A 16557-nucleotide genomic window follows, 5' to 3' on the forward strand; every position below is an offset into this window, starting at 1 on the left:
AAATCTAAAATCTAGAATCTAAAATCTCAAATTGTTAGATGAATGCAATTTTTCCTGAGACAACGTTGTCGGTGGGCGGACTAACATCATACCTGCAAGAGTTGCTGGAGGGCGATCGCCACCTGCGATCGGTTTGGCTGATTGGCGAGGTGTCCAACGTTTCGCAGCACGCCAGCGGCTGCTTTTTCACTCTCTGCGACAGTGACAAAAGCGCTGCGATTCGCTGCGTGGCGTGGAATTCTCAGCGGCAAAAATTATTGAAGTTACCCGTAAAAGGTGAGCAATTGCTGGTTTTTGGAAGCATCCGGGTTTACAAAAATCGCGGCGAGTATCAGTTGACAGTTGTGCAATCGCTACCGGCTGGGGAAGGATTGGATGCTTTGCGGTTGCAGCAATTGCGATCGCGCTTGGAAGCTGAGGGCTTCTTCGATCCCGCCAGAAAGCGCCCGATTCCCGCACACCCGCAAATTGTGGCGGTGGTGACATCGGATAGCGCTGCTGCGTGGGGGGACATTCAGCGCACTCTAGCGCAGAGATATCCGGGTTTGCGGGTGTTGCTGTCGCCGACTTTGGTGCAGGGAGATTTGGCTCCGGCTGCGATTGCTAGGGCGATCGCGCTGGTAGAATTGGATGGTAGGGCCGAGGCGATCATTTTAGCGCGGGGCGGTGGTTCTGCGGAGGATTTGGCTTGTTTTAATGATGAAAGAGTTGTCAGGGCGATCGCCAATTGTGCAATTCCAATTATTACAGGAATCGGACACGAAAGAGACGAATCTCTCGCCGATTTAGTAGCAGATAAACGAGCCCACACTCCGACAGCGGCAGCGGCCCAAGCCGTACCAATTTTAGCAGATATTTACTCGGAACACCAGCAAAGAATGCTGAATTTAGCAAGTGTTGTCAAAGCCAGATTTCAGACAGAATCAGAGCATTTGCAACAGTTACAAAACCGACTAAAACGGTTGCCTGCGACATCGCGAACTTTGCGGCAAGCAACTGGTAAACTGGAAATATTGCAAGAAAAGTTAGCAGCCCTAAATCCGGCGGCGGTTTTGGAAAGGGGTTATGCGGCGGTAATGCAAGCTGACGGTAGGATTGTCCGCGAAACTGACGGTTTAGAATTGGGAGACGAGTTAACCGTGAGGTTGAGTCGGGGCGTGCTGAAAGTTAAGATTGTAGAAGTGTTGGATGCAGAATAAATGCTATGGTTAAGTCGAAGTTGCGCCAGTCTGACTGGAATTATGAGGAAACGGTCGATCGCATAGAAGCAATTATCGATCGGGTGGAATCTGGAGAATTGCCACTAGAAGAGGTTTTCGAGCAGTTTGCGGTGGCTGTGGAGTGTTTGCAGGAGTGCGAAGGTTTTCTGGCGCGGGGGAAGGATCGGATGGAATTGGCGATCGAGCTTTTAGCCAAAGAACCAGACTTTTAAGCGCAGGCGAACGCCGATCAATGTGGATGAAATATGTTGAGTCGTTATTGGATAAGTAATATCAAATCCGGTAGCATCGGCATGATTCAGATATATATTCTCGGACTCTGTGTACTCTGTGTTCTAATAAGGTTAAATCATTCCGATGCCAGCGGAAACGATATAATTACTATAAGATTTTGTAGTTTTACAACACCATGTTTGCGATACTGAGATAGCGGTTCTCACAAAAGTGAGGTATGCCCTATCCCGGATAGTACCTCCTATGAGAGCACAGAAAGGCTATACCTAAGTTCAGAAAACTTGTTAGGACACGATCTTACGGTTACTAAGCGGAGTCGAAGGACATTCAAGTTTGATAAAAATTCTTGTGGGGTAGACCAGAAAGCCTGCCCCAAAAATACAATCTAGATGCCCGACAGCTTACAATTTGTCGATCGCTCTTTTAGCTTTATCTGCGATATTTTTCACAGCATCTTTAGCATCTTCTGCTGCGTGGCGGGCGGCGGATTCCGCTTGTTTTGCTTGGCCTTCAGCTTGGTCTTTTTTGTTCCCGGTGATGTTTCCGAAAATTTCCTGAGCTTTGCCTTCTACGTTTTTGCCGATCGCCTTTGCCCTGTCTTCTACACTCATAATCAGCTCCGCTGGGTAGTTAAACGTTATTGCTATCCTAACATTAGCTCAACTGAAATCCCTCCCTAACTTCACATTAATTTATGTTGGGTTTGATGGCGAGCTGTTTTTAGTAGGGTGCGTCATAATGACTTAATTATTTCGATTGACTCGCTATATAAACTGACGCACCCTACAGAACGATCGCGAGGTCTTATAAGGTGCGTTAGAATGACTTGATTATTCCCATCTGCTCCGGTTTAAACTGACGCAGCCTACAGTTATTACTTCAAACTCGCCGCAGCAACCTTAATCGGTTCCAGCAAGTCTAACGGTATGTGCAGCATATTCAATTGGGTAGTTTCAATACCTTTTCTTTCATTTCTTTCGGGTTCTGGGCCGTGATAATCGCTGCCGCCAGTTACCAGCAAACCGTATTCCAGACACAAATCTTTCAAGTTTTTCATTTGGCTGGAACTGTGGCTGGGATGGTATACTTCGACTCCCATTAAACCCGCATCTACTAATTCTTTCAACACTTCTTCAACAGCGCCGCCGCGAAATAAATAAGGGTGCGCCCACACCGGTACTGCGCCGCAACTCTTGAGTAAATCTATCCCTTCGGCGATGGAGAATTTCTCGTAATGCACGTAGGCGGGGCCGTCGTCTCGCAGCCAGCGATCGAAGGCTTCCCGCGATGATTTGGCGTGACCAGCTTTTACCAGCGCCGAGGCAATGTGAGGCCTTCCCGGTGCCATTCCTGGGGATGTTGTTGGTAGTTCGATCGCATATCCCAGTGCTGCTAATTTTTCTACCATTTCCTGCGATCGCCTCAATCTTCCTTCTATGCGATCGTTCAAAGGAACGCGCAACTTATTTGCATCGGGATAAAAACCTAGAATGTGCAGCGATCGACCGTTGTGGACTGTACTGAGTTCGAGTCCGGGGACTATTTCGATACCGTGCAAAGCAGCGGCGGCGAAGGCTTCATCCCAACCCGACATCGTATCGTGATCGGTGACGGCCAAGGCGCGAACCCCCGAAGAAGCGGCGGCTGCTACGAGTTCGGCTGGGGTGAGAGTACCGTCGGAATAAGTTGTGTGACAGTGGAGTTCTAGCATTTTTTTATGGTAAATAAAACTCTGCGAAACCTGCAATTATTCTCATCATTCATCGAACATATATCCTCACTTCAAACAATACAATAAATTATTTTAATTTAAATTTAGCTGGTTGTAATAAATTCCCGCCTCTTTAAGATCGTATCCAGTCGATCGTCATCACAAAAACGGTTTGTAGTGCGGACTCGCATTCCGCTTTCATGCTGCAGAATCGCATTCGGCACTGCGAACTAATATTAGGTTAATCGACGAACATCATCTAACTGGGATATTTCTGTTGATTAAAACTCTACTCTATGTAAGTGGGTAAGCCCGCCATAACATTCAAATTTGCAGGCTCAACAGCTTAACTATTTCTGGATTTCTCGCATTGAGTGAAAGACACCATCTGGCAATTTGGAAGGAATCGGCGATATTTCAAGACTTTCTATGTTGTGAATAGGGATAACTACAAGTTTATCTGCTAATTCGATAATTATTGGATCGGCAGTCAAGAATTTGTGCAGGCGAGTACCTAAATTTGCTTGCTCTCCTACCCTTTCTGCTGACGAAATGAACTCGAACTCTTGCTGTTTGCCGTTGGTATAGTTGAGTGTCAGAGTGATAATTCTGTCTTGGTTGGTTGCTTCCATAATTTTTTCCCCTAGCGGTCGATCGGGCCTTTCGTCAAATTAACAATAAATCAAAAGTTGCGATCGCACCACCGTCCTTAGCTTTTGAGAACGCCGCGCTGTGGTTGCGAAAGTCTGGTAACAGCTAATTTTACCACAAAAACTGTACGGAAACTCCCCAACCTACCAAGTATACAGTTACCAATCGTGCTGTCTGCGCTTCGGGTCGGGCGATCGCCTTTGCCAGAAATCTTCGGGCGATTCCCCACCGGATAGCTTCGCAGCGCGTGCTTTGTGCTGTGCTAGTTAGCAAATTGGCTCAAATTAGCCTCTGCAGCCCCTTCACCCAAAGCGCCGTAAAGTTATACACCATCAACACTTGAGCGTTTTAGCGATCGAGATTTTTTGAGGTACAAACTGTGGAGGTTCCGATAGTGGCATTGTGCGATCCCTACCATTAAGGATTTTTTTATAAATTAATAACATAACATTCAGGTACAGCGTATTAAATCCACACTTTGCTATCCCGAAACCTCTGTTGAATCTCCGGCAGTTACTTTTGATAATAGTGCTATAGAATCTTGTATCGTAGCGGCTTGGATTGACTTAGTAGGAGGAGATTTTGAGAGTCTGGGAGGAGATGATTGGCTTAATTTGTGCGGCGACATTGACGACGGCGAAATTTACCGGGAATGGTTTTTGTGGCAAGATAGCGAAGTCACTCAAGAGTGGGAAGCTTACGATCCAATTACTAATTATCGAGTTGTAGCATCTAGCCGAGAAATGCTAATTTCTCAAATCGACCAAATCGAAGATGCCAGAAAAATTTAGCCTTTCGCGAGAATGTTACCTCTTGATGTTAGAAATTAACAATTCTGTCAAACTCGGTTTCTTCTCAACATTTTGAATCGAACGCGATACATCGCGAAACCGGGTTTTTCAGACCCAAAATATAGGTTTTGTTTCATTAGAATGGCTCCACCCACTAATTTAAAACTTGCGCGTCAATACCGAATAAACCGGATTTATTACCGAGAGTTAAAGCCACAATCGAATATTTTGTTACTCGTTACCAGGTTCTGCCTAGTAACGAGCCAAGCACAATTGAATATTTTTGTAAAAAACCGGGTTTCTGCGTAATTCCCGCAATTTATGTCGCTACAGATTTTTGTTTTTCTCGTTCTAATTTGCGTTGCTTCAAAGCGGCAAGATTTTGTTTGATCGTGTCGATCGCGGGGATATTCCCCTGCTGTTGGTATAATTCGCTGGCACGGATCAAATCTGCCACCGCTTCGCCGTCCGATCGCAAATTCGCAAAAATCAAACCGCGATTGTGGTAAACTTCTGCCGTTGCCACCTGTTGTATGGCGCTAGTAAATTTATCTTCAGCTTTGCGGTAATTTCCCAATTTATAAGCCTCAATTCCTGCTTGAAAATAAACCGCAGCTTTGCTACCTGCGTCAGTATCTGGAAATTCTGGCGAGTTTAAAATTGGTTCTTTAAACAGTACAGAAATGCTGCCCTTACCGAAGTAAGCCCAAGTCATTGTTCCTATGCCAATCCCCAGCGCAGCGACAACAATGACAGACAGAGCAATAAAATTTGTGAGTTCCATAGAGAAATATTTGTTGTATTACAATATGATAAGATAATTTCTAAGTTCTGGAACAATGGCAGCACAGATTTACCGCAACGGTCAATGGTTTTTCGGTTCCCTAGCTTTAGTATTGTCGATCGCGATAATGACTCAAACTGCCACTTCTGACGCAGCAACCAAAGCCCAAACTCAAGCGGGATGGCAATTATTGCAGCGGGGAGATACAGGGTTGGTGGTGGTAATGCGACACGCGATCGCCCCAGGCACCGGAGATCCTGCTAACTTTAAGTTAGGCGACTGTTCCAGCCAGCGCAATTTATCAGGACAAGGAAGAACCCAAGCCCAGCAAATTGGAGCCGAATTTCGCAAGCGCAACATCAAAATTGTTAGAGTTGTATCGAGTCAGTGGTGCCGGTGTTTGGAAACAGCAAAACTGATAAATTTAGGCAAAGTCGAGCCATTACCAGCCCTCAACTCGTTCTTTAGCGACAGCAGCCAAGAAGCCAGACAAACAACAACAATTCGCAAATTAATTGTTGATAATCGCAACACAAAAGGTGCTATTATTATGGTAACGCATCAAGTCAATATTACAGCGATAACAGATATTGTACCCCAAAGTGGCGAAGCTGTGATTCTCAAAGGCAATGCACGAGGCAAAATTCAAATAGTGGGACGAATTGGAGGATTTTAGATTTTTTTTGTTGCCATTTTTCCTTGTTAATTACCAGTTATCCATCTAATTTACATGACTTTCCAATACAGCGCCGCCCTAGTAACTTTAGCAGACCTCGACAACGAAGTTCTGGTCAAATTCTACACCAAATTTCTCGACATAGAACCAAATCCTTACATTCCCAATACCTATGCCGAATTTCAACTTCCCGGCTTAAGACTCGGCATATTCAAACCCAAAGATTTCCACAAATCGGAATTTGCAAATCGAGCAAAAACAGGCATGAGTTTGTGTTTGGAAGTCAGCGATATCGAAACTGCGATCGCCCGAATTTGGGCCTTAGGATATCCGCCCGCCGGAGAAATTATCAAAGCCTCACACGGTTTAGAAATCTATGCCTTCGATCCCGCCGGCAACCGCATAATTTTGCATCAACCGCATTAGAATATAGGATAATCGCGAATAATTAGTGAACTCTCGATCTTCTCTCCTCTTCCTTTGCATCCTAGCGCTGACGCGCGGCGAAAACCTCAAGCGTCTTGGCGGTTAGTTCACAAAAAATATCAACTATCTAATCATTTCAGCAAAGCTATAAAAACTGATAATTAATAATAGCAAAGCAGTCAAATGAGTCAATTGAAATTGAGGTTGCGGGCCCATATATTCCCGCACCAAAATTGAAAAAGACGAACCAATTATATAACTCAAAGAAAGGGTTAAATACTGCCACTGCAACGTTACACTCCACAGCCCCAACAAAATCATCGCCAAAGTCAACATCACCAACTCAACAAACCGAGGCGGATTGTGCTGAGTAGAGAGAATCACAGTGTTCAACCAATATTCCCAAGGTCTCATGTGTTAGCTAGCGATCGAGCTTTTAGATTTAGCCTTCTAGCTTAACCTACGATCGCCACTCAATCTGTCCCTGCAAACAGCCCAAAGCCTCCGCCGTCTCCACCTGCGGAAACTGCGCGTAAAAGCGACTGACACTGTAAAAAGGGTGAGGAGTCTCCAGAATAATCGACTTATCGCCTATTTGCGCCAAAAATCTCATCAAATCATGGGGGGCCACGGGCGAACAAATCCACAAAGCAGCCGGTTGCTGCGACTGCAAAGCCTGCGCCGCCACAGCCACCGTCATCCCCGTCGCAATGCCATCGTCCACCAAAATCGCCAAAGCCCCCGCCGCGCTGACATTTGGTCGTCCCGAAGCCAAATCTGCCAGCAGAGATTGAGCGCTATTTTCAGCTTGCTGGAGTGCTGATTTTTGCCAGCGTAAACTTGGCTGTTTTTGATTTTGCCAGAGAACATGGCCGTCAGCAGTTGCCGCCCCGATCGCCAATTCCAAATTATCCGGGCGAGTAATTTTCTTGGCGACAACCACATCCAAAGCACAACCCAAGCGGCGGGCGATCGGCACAGCAACGGGCAAACCCCCGCGCGGCAAGGCATAAACAATCGGTTTCACAGCATTTTGTGCCGTTAAATTCAACTTGCCGAGCTCGTTTTCAACAGCAGCAGCCAGTTTTTCGCCTGCATCGGCGCGATCGTCAAAAAACGGGTTAGACAACATATTTCTGCCTGTACGAACTCAACCAAAAATGTGAAATTTGAGAGTCAGAAACTCGGTTTATTCGCAGATACTTCGCGGCTAAACCAATATTTCTCCGAAAAAACGGGTTTCTGTGTCGCTAGTCCTATGAGATTTGCGAGTGTTAAATTGAAATTGTGCCCGATCGCATCGCATAAAAGCATCTAGCCAATCTCAAATCACAAAACCCGATCTAAACTATAAACTCTAGACTCAACAAAATCTCTCTAATTGTAAAATATATGTCCAGCGACTTGCAACTCAGTCTTTTTGACAGCAATCAAAGTGCCGCCTTCCAAAACGACTCAATCCCAGTAAATGCCAAAATTCCCATTCCTCCGGGCACGTATCAAAATATGGAACAAATCGGCGAGCACTGCAATCGCTGTCACCGCTGCGAATTGGGCAACACCCGCACTCACGCCGTCATCGGGCGCGGCAATCCTCAAGCCTCAATTTTGATTGTGGGAGAAGCGCCCGGACAAAACGAAGATGAAACCGGATTACCCTTCGTCGGGCGATCGGGCAAACTACTAGATAAGATTTTAGAATCCGTAGAATTGAGTGCAGAAACCGACGTTTTCATAGCCAACGTGATCAAATGTCGCCCACCCAACAACCGCCCTCCCACAGCAAAAGAAATCGAAGCTTGCAAACCATACTTACTCGAACAAATTCGCATCTTAGACCCCAAAATTATTTTATTAACCGGTGCAACAGCCCTCAAAGGTTTGCTAAGCGACAAGCGGCCCATTAGTAAAATCAGAGGTCAATGGATTGAATGGGAAAATCGTTTGTGTATGCCGATTTTTCACCCATCATACTTGTTGCGAAATCCCTCCCGTGAACCGGAAACTCCGAAATGGTTTATGTGGCAGGATATGCAAGCTATCAAGGCTAAACTAGACGAATTAAAAGAGCAATTATAATCAATTTTTCTTGTTGATTTGTCGGGGCGGGTTTCACCAACAATCTCTGATTTTTACCCACAATCTTAAAACCCGCCCCGACCCACCGACAAATTATAATTAATTTTCATTCGCAATTGGTAGGGGGCTGGTTTCACCAACAATCTCTGATTTTTACCTGCTATCAACAAAACAAGTTCCCGCTTTCCATTCATAAAGTCACGCCCCGTAGTAAAAATCCGAATTATGGTTGTCTCTAGTATTTTTAGTGAAACTCCTATCAACAGACAAGAAATTCCTCAAGAACTATTAGACATTGAAGATAAACAACGTACTAATCCACTTCCCTGGAAAGGGCAATTCTCACCCCAGTTTATCGAAACTTTGATTGATAAGTATGCCCATAAAAATAGTGTGATTTTTGATCCATTTTTAGGTAGTGGAACAGTTTTATATGAGGCAGGAAGATTGGGACTGGAAGCCTGCGGAACAGAAATCAATCCAGCAGCTTTAATCCTAGCTAACACTTATAAATTCATCACTCTTTCACCAAGAAAGCGTGAAAAATGTATCAATTGTTTTCTCACTCAACTAAAAACAGAGATATGGGAGAGAATGCCACTCTTCCAAACAATACAAAAAGAACTTACACCCAATGATTTAATAGATAAAATTGTAGACGTAGCCGTTGATCATGAAGAAAAGTTCCTTAATATTCTACATGAAGTATTAGTGATATTGCTAGATTTAGAAAACAAAAAACTTACCAAATCAAGAGTTTTTACACTTGCGGAAAATATCGCTAGTTTTGTCCTTAAACTACCCTATAGTAAAAAGCCGATAAATGCCTACAATGCCGATGCAAGACACGTTCCCTTACAAAACTCCAGCGTCAATCTTGTGATTACCTCTCCCCCTTATATCAATGTATTTAACTATCATCAGCAGTATCGCGGTTCTACTGAAGCACTAAACTGGAAAATTTTAGAGGTAGCAAAATCAGAGTTTGGTTCTAATCGCAAGCATAGAAGTAATAGATTTCTAACTGTCATTCAATATTGCTTAGATATCGCCTATACTTTGCAAGAATTGTTAAGGATATGCCGCCCTAACAGTAGAATAATATTTGTAGTAGGTAAAGAATCAAATATTAGAGGAACGCCTTTTTTAAACGGGGAGTTAGTTGCAGAAGTTGCTCGTCAAGTATTGGGGATTAGCTTAGATATCCGTCAAGAAAGAAGTTTTGTAAATCGCTATGGAAAAATTATCAAAGAAGATATACTACACTTTACAAAAAGAGAAGACTTACAGTATTATTTTGACATACATCAAGCCAGAACTCTTTCTGTAGAAGCCTTAATATCTGCTTATTCTGTAGCGAATGAACAAGTAAAATATGATATTAAGGATGCTATCGATAAGGCTGCCACAGTACAGCCCTCACCTTATTTCGATCGGCAGCGTTCACGGAAAACCATTGAAATACTCAACCCAAAAGCAGAAAATTATGTTTAATTTAACTCAACCACATGGGGACAAACTAGCAGCATTACTTGATAACGAGAAATTACCTCCTACAGATAAACGGCGTGTTAATCAAGCAATCGAACACTATAAAAAATGGTTGGAAACGCTTAAAAACATCAGGGCGGATGATCTGGAAGTTGTTCCAGAGATGGTATCCCATCTAACCTCCTATAAGCGATACATTGACGTTGAACTAATTTTTGACAGTGATGATGATTTTTTGTACCGTCAAAAAGGGCAATTAAAACTTGACAACTCAATTATTGAAGAATTTATACCTATCTTAGTTACAACCGTCTTTGCAGATTCATTAAAGGACAAAGAATTATCCTTTGGCCCAACACAGTGTTTTTCATCACTACGATTTGAGTCAAGTTTAAAACTCAGTCCAAAAGGCGGTGGGATGAGTATTCGAGCCAAGGATCAAGATTTTGCGATTAGTAGAAAAATATTTCTAAAAGCCTCTCATAACCAAGATTTTAAGGAGACTATCTCCCGCGAGGCAAATATTGCTTATGTTGCGGCTGAGTGTAAAACAAATCTTGATAAAACCATGTTTCAAGAGGGCGCAGCAACTGCCTTGGATGTAAAATTGAGTGTACCAGGAGCAAAGTATTTCTTGCTATGTGAGTGGCTTGATATGTCGCCGATTAGCTCATCACTCACAGCTATTGATGAGATACTAATTTTGAGAAAAGCAAAACGCTTATCGTCTAATATAAGAAAGGATTTTAGTACGGTAAAGGGAAGAAAAAAAAATAAAGATTCTTTTGTCAACCATCTCGATAACAACCCCTTTGCACCGGAAGTTTTTATGAGATTTTTAAAGGAGATTGAAGGGATGATTGGTAAAGATGAACTAGACGAAGATGACGTGCTCTCAAGAGGCTATTTTTAAGTGTAAAAAAATCATCTTAACCAGTGAAAGTTATGGCTTTGCATGACAATCGCGCAACCACAAACGAATAGCCTCACCAATTTCGCTTTCACTATCTTGACCTAATAAAGGACGAATATCCGCCGAAGTACCAAACCGAGAAAAGATTTTTGCCAACTCCCAGCCCTTCTCCGTTTTAGTGAAAAACAACCAATGATATTGCTGAATTTCGACTGGTTTTCCCCCGCGATACTGCCGTTCCAAAGTAGTAATAAAAACTTGACTAGCATTGTCAGGAAGTGCATCCCCAGAATTTAAAGGTAGCGGTTCAAACTCCGGGCGGCCGGCTAAAATTATTTGAGGCAGCGCGTAACCGGGCGGTGTGTTAGTGTTAGGAGAAAAGTGCGATCGCACAATTACGCGATTAGCATAACTCGGCAAATCTTGCAACAGGCGATCGACCAAAGTTTCTAAATCAGCGGGACAGGGCGATCGCACTAACAACTCATACCGACTGGCATTTATACTGTGACCATGATTGGTCACAAAATTAACCGCAATAGTCGGAGTGGCCACCGCAGATATCAGCAGATAAACACAGATGAACGCAGATAAAATTCTATCGGCGTTCATCGGCGTTTATCGGCGGTTAAAAAAAACATTTCTATTGTTACTCCAACTCATCACAAATCCGCGCAAAAGCCGCCACCGGATCGTCGGAAGCTGTAATCGGCCGCCCAATTACCAGATAATCCGCACCTGCTTTAAATGCCGCTTTTGGAGTCATCGATCGCCTTTGATCGCCCCCATCGGCCCATTTCGGACGCACCCCCGGACAAACCAACAGAAAATCATCCCCGCAACTCATTCTTAATTGTTCTGCTTCTTGTGGAGAACAAACAGCACCGGCTAAACCTGTTTCCTTGGCTAACAATGCCATGTGCAAAGCATATTCTGGCAACTCTAAAGGTATTTTAAGCTCAAAAGCCAACTGTCGGGAATTCAAACTCGTTAGCAGCGTAATTGCAATCAATTTAGGAATTGGTTTATCGACTGCGGCCGCCCCTTCTACTAAAGCTGACTGTGCCGCTTTCAAAGCATCCTTACCACAGGTAGAATGGATAGTCAATAAATCCACATTGTACTTAGCAGCAGCCCGACAAGCACCAGCTACAGTATTTGGAATGTCGTGAAATTTCAAGTCGAGAAAAATCCGCTTTTCCCGCTGTTTTAAAATTTCCAAAATCCCAGGCCCGGAGCTCACAAATAGCTCTAAACCGACTTTCCAGAAAGATACATCGGGGAGTTTGTCAATCAGGGCGATCGCCTCTTCTTGACTCGAAACATCCAAAGCAACAATAATTCGATTATCAGCGTTCATCAGCGTTCATCTTCAGTATTCATCTGCGGTTAAAAAAGAGATTCAAGACACCAATCGCACAAACTTATTCTTCCCAACTTGCAAAACTTTACCGCATAATTCTGCAGGTGATTCAAAGGTAAAGTTAACATCCGAAACCTTGTCGCCCTCTAACTTCACTCCACCGCCCTGCATCAACTTCCGCGCCTCACCGCTGCTCTTGCAAAGCCCGCTAGCACTAAGGATATAAAACAACTTAGCCGGAAACTGCACGTTTGCCAAGGAAAACTCGGCCACAGCATCAGCTTGTCCCGCCGCACCTTTGATTAGCGCGATCGCATCTTGTTGGGCCCGATCGCCCGCTGCTTTCCCCCAATACTGACTTACCACATCCACAGCTAAAAGTTTCTGTTTGTCGCGCGGATTTTCTGGCAATTCATCAAGCGGCAAATTTGTCAAGAGTTCAAAATACTGGGCGATCGAACTATCGGCAATTTTCTCCAACTTAGAATACATCGTCAGCGGGTCTTCCGACAAACCTACATAATTATGCAAAGACTTCGACATCTTCTGCACCCCGTCAGTCCCCAGCAAAATCGGCATCAGCAAACCAAACTGCGGTTTCATCCCAAAATGCCGCTGCAAATCTCTCCCCACCGCAATATTAAATTTTTGGTCAGTTCCCCCTAACTCCACATCCGCTTCCAAAGCCACGGAATCGTAACCCTGCATTAGCGGATACAGAAACTCGTGCAGGTAAATCGCATTTTCCTGCTGTATCCTGTTGTCAAATCCCTCTTTAGCGAGCATCTGCTGCACCGTCATCGTCCCCAGCAGTTCCAAAATCTTCGCCAAGTCCAATTTGGACAACCACTCGGAGTTGTAGCGAATTTCCAAGCGTCCGGGCGTGTCAAAATCGAGAATCGGACGCACTTGGTCTAAATAAGTCTTGGCATTTTCCGCCACTTGTTCCTCTGTCAACTGCGATCGAACTTCAGATTTCCCTGTCGGATCGCCAATTCTTGCGGTAAAATCTCCGATGAGTAGTACCGCTGTATGTCCTGCGTCCTGAAAAGCTCTCAGCTTGCGGACGCATATGCTATGTCCCAGGTGAATTTCGCTCCCTGTGGGGTCAATTCCGAGTTTGACTCGCAACGGGCGATCGACTTTTGCCAGCAATTGGGCCAGATTTTCGTCAGGGTTGCTAGAATCAGGTCGATCGGGAAAAATCTCGCTGATGCCGCGGTAAAGCGCTGAAAGGTTAGGAGTTATCATAAGCGATCGGAAACCATAATATTTTGCCGGTCTTAGCGGAATCAGTTAAACTCACTGATTCACGCATACAAACACACTTATCAAGCTACCATAATCCCAAAGCGACCCAGCTTTTCTTGGCTAACCCCGCCCAAAAACACCTACCAAGCCCCCGACAACAGTCGCGGCGAACCCCAAATTTTAGACAAAGAGTTCAAACTCCCAAATTCATCCGCAGCAAGTAAATCTAAAATCTAAAATCTAAAATCTAAAATCGACTGACAGCCTCCAGAGTTCGCATCTAAAATTACAAATCTTAAGCCCAAAATCGAGTGAGGAAGTGAAATCCACGTGTCAACTAACGCAGTCCGCAAACATACGGAAAACTCAGCCCCTGTATTCGAGTTTGTTCAGTCAGTCAGCAAAGTGACCGCCGGAACCATACTCAGCATCACAATGCTAGCCAGTTCCGTAGTCGCTGGCGGACTGGTTGGCCTAGCGATCAGTTTCCGCAATTTGCCAGATGTTCGCATCTTGCAAACCTACTCTCCTACAGAAACTACCCACATTTACGACATCAACGGCAAGCCCCTAGCCAGCATCCACGACGAAGCTAACCGGGATGTAGTACCCCTCGACCAAATCTCTCCGAACCTGAAACGAGCTGTAATGGCGATCGAAGATAGCAACTTCTTCACCCACAAAGGCATCAACCCTGGCGGCATAGCCCGAGCTCTCATAGTCAACCTAGAGAAAGGTAGAACCGTTGAAGGCGGATCCACTATGACAATGCAGCTAGTCAAAAACTTGTTTCTCTCTCCCCAGTCAAAATTTAGTCGCAAGATAGCTGAAGCGGTAATGTCTATCCGCTTGGAGCAAATTCTCAACAAAGACCAAATTCTGCAACTATATCTGAATCAAATCTACTTAGGTCACAACTTGTACGGCGTAGAGACAGCCTCTCGAAGCTATTTCAACAAGTCAGCCAATAATCTGACCCTTGCAGAAGCAGCCATGCTCGCCGGCTTAATTTCCGCCCCAGAAGAATACAGTCCTTTTGTCAATTACAAGTTGTCAAAAGAACGGCAGGAAACGGTTTTAAACCGGATGAAAGAGCTCAAATGGATTACGGCGGCGGAAGCCGATACCGCCAGAGCGCAAAAAATTAAGCTCGGCAAAATTACCTCCTTTGGCGGCTCTAAAGTTCCTTACGTCACGCAAGCCGTAGTGCAGGAACTGACTAGGCGTTTCGGGCGAGATGCAGTCGTCAAGGGAGGAATGCGCGTTCAAACCACGATCGACCTCAAAATGCAGCGCATAGCCGAAGAAACCGTCAAAGCGTGGCACGATCGACTTTCTTACCAAGGACTTTTTTACAGCCGCGAGGAAGGTCAAATTGCCCTAGCCGCCGTCGATCCCCGCACCCACTTCGTCAAAGCAATGGTTGGTGGCGTCGATTACGAAAAGAGTCAGTTCAACCGCGCCATTCAAGCACGCCGCCAGCCCGGATCTTCTTTTAAACCTTTTGTCTACTACGCTGCCTTTGCTAGCGGCAAATACACCCCCGACTCAATTGTCTACGACTCCCCAGTCGGCTACCGCGATGGCGACGGCTACTACTACCCTCAAAACTACGGCGGTGGCTTCTCCGGTGCCGTCAGCATCCGCAGAGCTTTGGAATCATCGCTCAACGTTCCCGCCGTCAAGCTCGGCCAAGAAGTAGGATTGAATAAAGTAATTGAGGTTTGCCGCACCCTCGGCATCAGAAGTCCGATGGAACCGGTGATTTCTTTACCATTAGGTGCCGTTGACTTGACTCCCTTAGAAATGGCAGGAGCTTTTGCTACCTTCGCCAACAACGGCTGGCATTCAGACACCACATTTATCGTCCAAGTCACTGACAGCAGCGGCAACGTCCTGCTCGACAATACGCCCAAACCAAAACCAGTTCTCAACGCCTGGGCCGCAGCATCTGTCAACAGCGCCCTCCAAGGAGTAATTAACAGCGGAACGGCAAGGGCGGCCCAACTCGGCCGACCGGCTGCTGGGAAAACTGGTACAACTTCCTCAGAGCGGGATATCTGGTTTGTGGGTTACGTGCCGCAGTTGTCGGTTGCTGTCTGGATGGGCAACGACAATTACGCACCGATGAGCTACGGTGCTACCGGCGGTGGGATTGTGGCCCCTGTTTGGCGAGATTTTATGAGCCAAGCTTTGCAAGGCGTTCCCGCAGAAAGTTTCAAACCTGCTTCAGCTTTTGAGCGGCCTTAATTATTAGTGATTAATCATTAGTCATTAGTCAGTCAACAGCGATGCTCTGAGCGAAGCCGAAGGGTCAACAATCATAAGGTCAACAGTCAACAGTCAACTGTTGACCTTATGATTGTTTTTCCAGTTCAGATTTCATCCGCTCCAGCGTTGAGTTCATTTGCTCAAACATCTGCTGGGGCGTGATGCCAAATTGATTGAGCTGTGTTTTTAACTGCTCTACAGTCATCTGAGCCATGAAGTCCTCAGACAGCTCGAAGCGCTTCATAAAAATTCGGTAGCGCTCCATCATTGATTCCATCTGCGCGATAAACATTTTCTTGCCTTCGCGATCGAATTTGCCGTAATTCCCGCCTAGTTGGATGAGAGATTGATAGTCTTCAAACAACAGCTTGGCTTCTTGCTGAACAATTTCTGAATCAAAAAATCCCATAGCTTTCCTAATTTTTAATATGCAACTAATTTTGATCTAGGCGAAAAATTCCGCTGCTTTTTCTACTATTTTATCAGTTACTGGAGGAAGTCCCTACCCCTCAAGGCACAAGAATCAGTAGCAATTTCCGTACAGCAGACGGGGAGAGTGGGAGGAGGGGGAGAGTGGGAGACGGGGAGAGTGGGAGATAGGGAGAGTGGGAGAGGGGGAGAGTGGGAGAGGGGGAGAGTGGGAGAGTGGGAGAGGGGGAGAGTGGGAGAGTGGGAGAGTGGGAGAGTGGGAGAGTC

The 16557-nt window shown here is 45.2% G+C and carries 20 protein-coding genes; 9 read left to right on the forward strand and 11 right to left on the reverse strand.

The window, feature by feature from the left end:
* Nucleotides 1–38 precede the first annotated feature (38 nt).
* Complete coding sequence (xseA, locus tag QUA97_RS14490) at nucleotides 39–1199, forward strand: exodeoxyribonuclease VII large subunit (RefSeq protein ID WP_194068757.1); 1161 nt, start codon at nucleotides 39–41, stop codon at nucleotides 1197–1199.
* 5 nt (nucleotides 1200–1204) lie between these two features.
* Nucleotides 1205–1432, forward strand: coding sequence for an exodeoxyribonuclease VII small subunit (gene xseB, locus QUA97_RS14495; RefSeq protein ID WP_106149016.1), 228 nt, complete (start codon nucleotides 1205–1207; stop codon nucleotides 1430–1432).
* Nucleotides 1433–1855: 423 nt separating this feature from the next.
* On the opposite strand, the gene QUA97_RS14500 is transcribed toward xseB, so the two are convergent.
* The 4 genes from QUA97_RS14500 to QUA97_RS14515 all read right to left on the reverse strand — a co-directional run bounded on the left by QUA97_RS14500 (nucleotide 1856) and on the right by QUA97_RS14515 (nucleotide 4089).
* Complete coding sequence (locus tag QUA97_RS14500; protein ID WP_106149015.1) at nucleotides 1856–2065, reverse strand: CsbD family protein; 210 nt, start codon at nucleotides 2063–2065, stop codon at nucleotides 1856–1858.
* A gap of 263 nt (nucleotides 2066–2328) precedes the next feature.
* The gene (locus QUA97_RS14505) at nucleotides 2329–3165 is read right to left on the reverse strand and encodes a PHP domain-containing protein (protein ID WP_333117541.1); all 837 of its coding nucleotides are present in this window, start codon (nucleotides 3163–3165) and stop codon (nucleotides 2329–2331) included.
* 350 nt (nucleotides 3166–3515) lie between these two features.
* Nucleotides 3516–3797, reverse strand: a complete 282-nt coding sequence (locus QUA97_RS14510; RefSeq protein ID WP_194011298.1) for a hypothetical protein — start codon at nucleotides 3795–3797, stop codon at nucleotides 3516–3518.
* A gap of 130 nt (nucleotides 3798–3927) precedes the next feature.
* Nucleotides 3928–4089, reverse strand: coding sequence for a hypothetical protein (locus tag QUA97_RS14515; RefSeq protein WP_194068761.1), 162 nt, complete (start codon nucleotides 4087–4089; stop codon nucleotides 3928–3930).
* A gap of 341 nt (nucleotides 4090–4430) precedes the next feature.
* Between QUA97_RS14515 and QUA97_RS14520 the strand changes: the two genes are divergently transcribed.
* Nucleotides 4431–4607, forward strand: a complete 177-nt coding sequence (locus QUA97_RS14520) for a hypothetical protein (protein ID WP_333195021.1) — start codon at nucleotides 4431–4433, stop codon at nucleotides 4605–4607.
* Nucleotides 4608–4926: 319 nt separating this feature from the next.
* On the opposite strand, the gene QUA97_RS14525 is transcribed toward QUA97_RS14520, so the two are convergent.
* Nucleotides 4927–5391, reverse strand: coding sequence for a hypothetical protein (locus QUA97_RS14525; protein ID WP_194068764.1), 465 nt, complete (start codon nucleotides 5389–5391; stop codon nucleotides 4927–4929).
* A 55-nt stretch (nucleotides 5392–5446) separates the two neighbouring features.
* Here QUA97_RS14525 and QUA97_RS14530 point away from each other — a divergent pair, with 55 nt between their 5' ends.
* Complete coding sequence (locus QUA97_RS14530) at nucleotides 5447–6067, forward strand: histidine phosphatase family protein (protein ID WP_194068766.1); 621 nt, start codon at nucleotides 5447–5449, stop codon at nucleotides 6065–6067.
* A 54-nt stretch (nucleotides 6068–6121) separates the two neighbouring features.
* The gene (locus tag QUA97_RS14535) at nucleotides 6122–6493 is read left to right on the forward strand and encodes a VOC family protein (protein WP_194068767.1); all 372 of its coding nucleotides are present in this window, start codon (nucleotides 6122–6124) and stop codon (nucleotides 6491–6493) included.
* A gap of 123 nt (nucleotides 6494–6616) precedes the next feature.
* On the opposite strand, the gene QUA97_RS14540 is transcribed toward QUA97_RS14535, so the two are convergent.
* Both QUA97_RS14540 and QUA97_RS14545 read right to left on the reverse strand, forming a co-directional pair.
* Complete coding sequence (locus QUA97_RS14540; RefSeq protein WP_333117539.1) at nucleotides 6617–6877, reverse strand: hypothetical protein; 261 nt, start codon at nucleotides 6875–6877, stop codon at nucleotides 6617–6619.
* 76 nt (nucleotides 6878–6953) lie between these two features.
* Nucleotides 6954–7625: a phosphoribosyltransferase gene (locus QUA97_RS14545; protein ID WP_194068769.1), complete on the reverse strand. Its 672-nt coding sequence runs from the start codon at nucleotides 7623–7625 to the stop codon at nucleotides 6954–6956.
* Between the two features lie 260 nt (nucleotides 7626–7885).
* Here QUA97_RS14545 and QUA97_RS14550 point away from each other — a divergent pair, with 260 nt between their 5' ends.
* From QUA97_RS14550 to QUA97_RS14560, 3 genes are all read left to right on the forward strand, one after another.
* Entirely contained in the window at nucleotides 7886–8572 is a 687-nt protein-coding gene (locus QUA97_RS14550) for a uracil-DNA glycosylase (RefSeq protein ID WP_333195023.1), read from the forward strand.
* Between the two features lie 225 nt (nucleotides 8573–8797).
* Complete coding sequence (locus QUA97_RS14555) at nucleotides 8798–10066, forward strand: DNA methyltransferase (protein WP_333195024.1); 1269 nt, start codon at nucleotides 8798–8800, stop codon at nucleotides 10064–10066.
* A complete protein-coding gene (locus tag QUA97_RS14560) occupies nucleotides 10059–10976 on the forward strand; it encodes a Bpu10I family restriction endonuclease (protein WP_333195026.1) in 918 nt (305 codons plus the stop codon). The genes QUA97_RS14555 and QUA97_RS14560 overlap by 8 nt, the downstream gene beginning before the upstream one ends.
* A 30-nt stretch (nucleotides 10977–11006) precedes the next feature.
* Here QUA97_RS14560 and QUA97_RS14565 read toward each other — a convergent pair whose 3' ends face one another.
* The 3 genes from QUA97_RS14565 to tyrS form a co-directional block, all read right to left on the reverse strand.
* The gene (locus tag QUA97_RS14565) at nucleotides 11007–11501 is read right to left on the reverse strand and encodes a hypothetical protein (RefSeq protein ID WP_333195028.1); all 495 of its coding nucleotides are present in this window, start codon (nucleotides 11499–11501) and stop codon (nucleotides 11007–11009) included.
* A gap of 124 nt (nucleotides 11502–11625) precedes the next feature.
* A complete protein-coding gene (gene pyrF / locus QUA97_RS14570; RefSeq protein WP_333195030.1) occupies nucleotides 11626–12336 on the reverse strand; it encodes an orotidine-5'-phosphate decarboxylase in 711 nt (236 codons plus the stop codon).
* A gap of 42 nt (nucleotides 12337–12378) precedes the next feature.
* Complete coding sequence (gene tyrS / locus QUA97_RS14575; protein ID WP_194071205.1) at nucleotides 12379–13590, reverse strand: tyrosine--tRNA ligase; 1212 nt, start codon at nucleotides 13588–13590, stop codon at nucleotides 12379–12381.
* Between the two features lie 330 nt (nucleotides 13591–13920).
* Here tyrS and QUA97_RS14580 point away from each other — a divergent pair, with 330 nt between their 5' ends.
* Nucleotides 13921–15840 (forward strand): transglycosylase domain-containing protein, encoded by a 1920-nt coding sequence (locus tag QUA97_RS14580; RefSeq protein ID WP_194071206.1) that lies wholly within the window; start codon nucleotides 13921–13923, stop codon nucleotides 15838–15840.
* Between the two features lie 106 nt (nucleotides 15841–15946).
* Here the strand turns inward: QUA97_RS14580 and QUA97_RS14585 are convergent, their stop codons facing one another.
* Entirely contained in the window at nucleotides 15947–16270 is a 324-nt protein-coding gene (locus QUA97_RS14585) for a DUF1825 family protein (RefSeq protein WP_194065282.1), read from the reverse strand.
* Nucleotides 16271–16557: the final 287 nt, after the last annotated feature.

It is taken from the genome of Microcoleus sp. CZ3-B2 (genome assembly GCF_036705055.1).
GTDB lineage: Bacteria > Cyanobacteriota > Cyanobacteriia > Cyanobacteriales > Microcoleaceae > Microcoleus.